This window comes from Sulfuricurvum sp. RIFOXYD12_FULL_44_77 (assembly GCF_001830725.1).
GTDB lineage: Bacteria > Campylobacterota > Campylobacteria > Campylobacterales > Sulfurimonadaceae > Sulfuricurvum > Sulfuricurvum kujiense_A.
Genome location: NZ_MIBU01000162.1, coordinates 1 through 5,361, shown reverse-complemented (window position 1 = coordinate 5,361; position 5,361 = coordinate 1). Strand labels below are relative to the sequence as shown.

Genomic DNA, 5,361 nt, shown 5'->3' with positions numbered 1-5,361 from the left:
AAGTAAACTGCTGGCGTCCTGCCTCTTTAGAGGTGTACATAGCGACATCGGCATGATGGAGAAGGGATTCAACGGTTTGTCCGTCTTGGGGAAAAATACTGATCCCGATACTACATGCACTTAGAATCTCATTTCCTTGAATAAGAAAAGGGGTCTCGAAAAGTTTCAATATTTTTTCAGCTACGGTCGTAAAATGGCTTTTTGATACTCCGTCATCGATGAGAAGGACAAATTCATCTCCTCCGTTACGTGCGATCGTATCTCCTTTACGGGTCATTGTTCGTATCCGTTTGGCCACCTGAATCAAAAGCTGATCACCGATCAAATGTCCTAACGTATCATTAACCTCTTTGAAATGGTCTAAGTCAATAAAAAAGATTGCGAACTCTCCGCCGGAACGTGTTTTTCGCTCAATCGCGTGATCGATTCGATCGGCAAGAAGACGGCGATTAGGCAAATGAGTTAAAGAGTCATGCATCGAAATATGAGTAAGCTTTTTTGTTTTGTGGAGTAATTTATTTTGGATATCGAGATAGTTACTGATATCGTGACGAATTTCGAGGTAGGCTATGACTATTCCATCGGCATCAAATATTGGTCGAGCAGCAACGTCAATATGATGTTTTTTCCCTTTTTTATCGGTATGCACATGGCGTTGAGTAGAGGGTTTTTTCGTTTTAGAAACATGCTCTATCGGACAGAGATGGGAACCTTCTGCACATGCACCGCTTGTATTATCCGATATTTTATAACATTTGGGAAGTAGTGCATTGACATCTTCTCCCCCTAACTTTTTTGCCGCTTTATTCATCATACTGACACTGAAATCAAGTTCAATGTACATGATAGGATCGGGTATTTCATCGATGATCGTCTGCATCATCGTATGTGAGCGTACCAGCGATTTCTCGAGATTCAACACGCGAGCCACTTTTTCAAAAGCTTGGAGTAACAAGTGTGGATCGGTCGGTTTTAATATATAATCATCGACATGCAGAGTGATACTTTTGAGGAGTAAATGGGTATCACTAAAGGCAGAATTGATAATGATCGGCAGATTGGGAGATATTTCACGCATCCGTGCAATCATTTCCAATCCACCCATTTTAGGCATTTGAAGATCAGTTAAGACGATGTCGGGGCGAGAAGTTTCAAAGAGAGCAAGCCCCTCTTCACCGTTTCGGGCGACAAAAATGGTTTTGAAATATTCCTGAAATGCTCCGATAAAAGCATCAATCGTTGCTTCGTTATCTTCTACATAGAGAAGGGTGAATTTTTTAAGCATACGGCACCGTGAGTAAAGAAATTTTTGTCATCATTCCACCTTCAAATGGCAGCATCTGGATTGATCCCCCCATACTGTTTTCGATAATCATTTTTGACATATACAATCCGATTCCTGTCCCCTCTTTTTTCTCTTTAGTCGTAAAATAGGGTTCAAATACCCTTGCAATTACCTCTGTAGATGCCCCTCCGCCGTTATCGGTGATGAGAATATTGATAATCTCAGCTTCTTGTTCAAAGGTTATTTTTATGCTCCCCTCCGGGGTATTATTTTTGATTAATGCATCTTTTGAGTTGTTGAAAATATTGAGTAATACCTGTGCAAATTCATTTTCAAATCCATGAATCTGCGCATCATTCTGATGGTCATTTTGAATGGTGATACCGTGATGATCAAAGGTGTCTTTGACAAAAAAGATCGTTTTTTCAATGACATCATGGAGTGAGAAAATCTTTTTCGATTTGTTGGGACTGAAAAAATCTCTAAAATCATCGATGGTGGCGGACATGTGCTGAATGTTCTTTTGGGACTCTTCGACAAAGGTGTTAAATGCGTTCTCGTCGATACTATGATTTTCGAATTTTTTTTGTATTCCGAAAAGATTTAAGGCGAGGGTATTGAGCGGTTGACGCCATTGGTGGGCGATATTGCCGATCATCTCCCCCATACTGGCGAGTTTGGACTGTTGGAACATCAGCTCTTGGTTGCGGATAATATCTGTTTTGTCGGTAAAGCTTATGATGACCCCGTAATCGTCGTTGGAGAGATTGATCCGTTTTATTTGGAACCAGTATATTCGGTGATCGATGGTCAAGTCATACTGCACTTCGTTGGTGTTTTGTACGACACTTTTAATGTTTTCAAAAAGATTCGGTATCGGAAAATGTTCGTGGATAATGATTTCACTGAGATTGATCCGATTGGTGTAATTGATCTCAAAAAACTTCTCAACTCCTTTGGTATGGAGGAAAAGATCGAGATTTTTGTCCAAGATCAACACGTCGGTATTAATTACCTCCACCACTTTATTCAGGGCTTCGTTGACAAAGGCGAGTTCATTGTTCTTGTGCTCGAACTCATCATTGACGGTACGCAACTCTTCATTGGTACTTTGAAGCTCTTCATTGGAGGTTTCCAGTTCCTCATTCGTAGATTGCAATTCCTCATTCGTGGACTGAAGCTCTTCGTTGGTACTTTGGAGTTCTTCATTGGAGGTTTCGAGCTCTTCTATGGTGATTTGAAGCCGCTCTTTGAGGGCGGAGAGTTCATTTTCGAGGATATTGAAATCATACCCGTCTACGGTTTGGGGCTGATAGGTGAGGAGCGGTGAACTCTCTTTTTCATTGATATCATCAAAGGTGATAAAAAAACTGTTTTCCGAGAGTTTATTACGCCCCAACGGAAAAACGGTGATGATGACATAGTTACGCTCATCCGCGAGGGGGAGAATACGGATTTTTTTCGAAGCGACCACTTGTTCGTTTCGGATCGCTTCACTGAGTGTTGCCCGCAAATCCAACCGTAAAAAATCAGAGGTCTGTCGATAGACATCATTGGTGACAAGCCCTTGCGGATTGGAGATGTATTTGTTCTCACCTTTGAAAAACAAAATAGTACCGTTGGTATCGACGACAATCCCGTTAACGGCAAAAAATGAGGTGACTGCGGCGTTGATCGAGCTGTTGACATCGAGACTGTTCACTTCATCCCGTAATTTTTTCGATCCCCGCTTGAACTCTTTTTTTTGAAAATAGGCGAGGGCTTCGATATCGACAACTCCGGTGTCGTTGGATTTACGATAAATTTTATATTTGTTATCGATGATCGAAAACAGATTGGTCAATGTGCCGATGGTTTCAGAGGAACCTAAAAACATGAGCCCCTGATAGCGCAATGCGTAATAAAAAATACTTTGTACCCGTTGTTGAAGGTCAGGATTAAAATAGATGAGGAGATTGCGGCAACTGACAAGATCAAGATTTAAAAACGGAGGGTCTTTAATCACATCGTGTTTGGAGAAGACGATCATGTCCCGTATCGCTTTGGTGGGGGTATAGCGGTGATTTTTTTCGACAAAATAGAGTTTAATCAACTCAGGGTCGATGTGGCTTATTTCCTCTTCACTAAAACTTCGGCTTCGAGCTTCATCGATTGCCTCTTCACTGACATCGGTGGCAAAAATGGTCACTTTTTTTGTGAGCTCCATTTTTTTAAGGAGTTCGGTGATGACAATAGCGATGGAGTAGGCTTCGTCTCCGGTAGCACACCCCGCAACCCATATTCGCACCGTATTGTCGAGTTTGCTGATGAGCAATTTTTCCAAATGGACGTCGATTGCGGTAAATGCTTCTTTATCACGAAACAAGGAAGTGACGATGATGAGGAGCTCTTTTTTCAGATTCAGTATTTCAGCCGGAGAGCGTTGCAACAGCGCGATGTACTCGTCCACACTTTCCGATTTGGTCTCCGTGATTCTACGCTCAAGACGGCGATGAATGGTCGCCTCTTTGTAGTCGCTAAAATCAACTTCCCCTTTTTGGTTGAGTAGGCTGAAAACTTTGTCAATATTGTCCAGAACATCAAAATGACGATCAAAATAGGTGGGATCGTCAATAGCGTAAATAATCCCTTGCGCAAGGAGTTCAGGAGGGAGTACCGCATCGACGGCTTGGGTGTCGATAGCGGCTTTGGGCATTGAAAAATATTTCGCTTTCTCATTTTGGGCGAGGGCAATTCCGCCGCTTTGTTTAATCGCTACAATCCCCTCTGCTCCGTCACTTCCGGTACCGCTTAAGATAATGCCGATCGCTTTTTCTTTCTTCTCTAAGGCGAGCGATTTAAAAAAGCGGTTCACCGAGGGTTTAGGGTAGGGTTTTAGGGGTGGAACAAAGAGCGAAAATTGGCTATTCTCGATGACAAGGTCAAAATTAGGGGGGCAAAAATAGATAATATTGCCCAACGGCTCCATCGTATCGGTAATCTCAATGATCGGAATTTTGGAATACTTTTGGAGCAGTGACCCCAACATCGTAGGTTGTTTGGGATCGAGATGCTGTGTGATGACATACGTAATACTCTCGGAGGGTTCAATATTTTGGATAAATTTTAAGAGGGCTTCAAATCCTCCCGCACTTGCACCGATTCCGACAATGGTTAAATTTTTATACGCATCGGTGGGATGTCTCTTTTTTGCCATAAGTTTAGACCATCCCTTTAATCTGCTGTATCAATTGTTGGATTGCGGTAACATCTTTTTGTACCCCAAGAAAATATTTTAGTTTGTGTGTTTTTTTATCGAAGATAGGACTGATTGTCACTTCGTTGTAGATAAGTTTTCCCGATTTGTGATAATTGCGGAGGGTTACCGTGATATCTTTTTGGGCTTGTATCGCTTGACGTATCTCTTCGAGTGCCGACTGATCACGATCATCCCCCTGTAAAAAACGGCAATTTCGTCCAATCACCTCTTCGGGGGTATATCCAAACGCGTCTGCAAAGGCGTGATTGATGTAAATGACAGGATTGTCAGGTTGATTGGGATCGGATATCGTGATACCGTTTTTGGCTTGATCGAGAATCTCAATTAAATTCTCGGTAAATACAGGATGGCTATCACGATTCTTTTTTAACATATAGCTTCCGCCGTAATAGTTGACGATCGAAAGACAGGGAAGCCGTTTGCGTAGGTTACTGATTAAGTTGCGGACATTTCTAGGTTTATATTCGTCCTCAAAGTTTTCCCAAATATGAAAAAATATGTCTATGCTGCTGATCGGTTTATTGTAATTGGTGATAAGGAGTTTCAAAACTTTTGTCATATTCGACGTTAAAGAGACGAGTTCATTATGAAATTTTACGGTTTCGGTAGCGGTATCCCAGTAGCATCGGTCGCAAAGCTTAATTATGTGATGAGTATTCATGGTGGCTATTGTAATCAAAAAGTGTCTTTAAAGTGTCTTTTTAATCTAATAATTTTAAGTAAAAGAGAATATTTAATAGACAATTGGTGTAGAATATATCTGATATGTCAAAAAAGAGGCGGAGGAAACAATGAAAAAAATCTCTCTTTTAGTATT

4 protein-coding genes are annotated in these 5,361 nt (G+C 41.4%); 1 reads left to right on the top strand and 3 read right to left on the bottom strand.

Going from position 1 to position 5,361, the window contains the following annotated elements:
• The 3 genes from A2517_RS06585 to A2517_RS06575 all read right to left on the bottom strand — a co-directional run.
• The coding region (locus A2517_RS06585; RefSeq protein WP_294895330.1) for a diguanylate cyclase at positions 1–1,285 on the bottom strand (1,285 nt) is incomplete at its 3' end.
• Positions 1,278–4,481, bottom strand: a complete 3,204-nt coding sequence (locus tag A2517_RS06580; RefSeq protein WP_294895328.1) for a chemotaxis protein CheB — start codon at positions 4,479–4,481, stop codon at positions 1,278–1,280. The genes A2517_RS06580 and A2517_RS06585, both read right to left, overlap by 8 nt.
• A 4-nt stretch (positions 4,482–4,485) precedes the next feature.
• Positions 4,486–5,205, bottom strand: a complete 720-nt coding sequence (locus tag A2517_RS06575) for a PAS domain-containing protein (protein WP_294895327.1) — start codon at positions 5,203–5,205, stop codon at positions 4,486–4,488.
• On the opposite strand from A2517_RS06575, the gene A2517_RS06570 reads away from it, so the two are divergent.
• A partial coding sequence (locus tag A2517_RS06570) for a hypothetical protein (RefSeq protein ID WP_294895332.1) occupies positions 5,131–5,361 on the top strand: 231 nt, incomplete at its 3' end. The two genes, A2517_RS06575 and A2517_RS06570, sit on opposite strands and share 75 nt — an antisense overlap.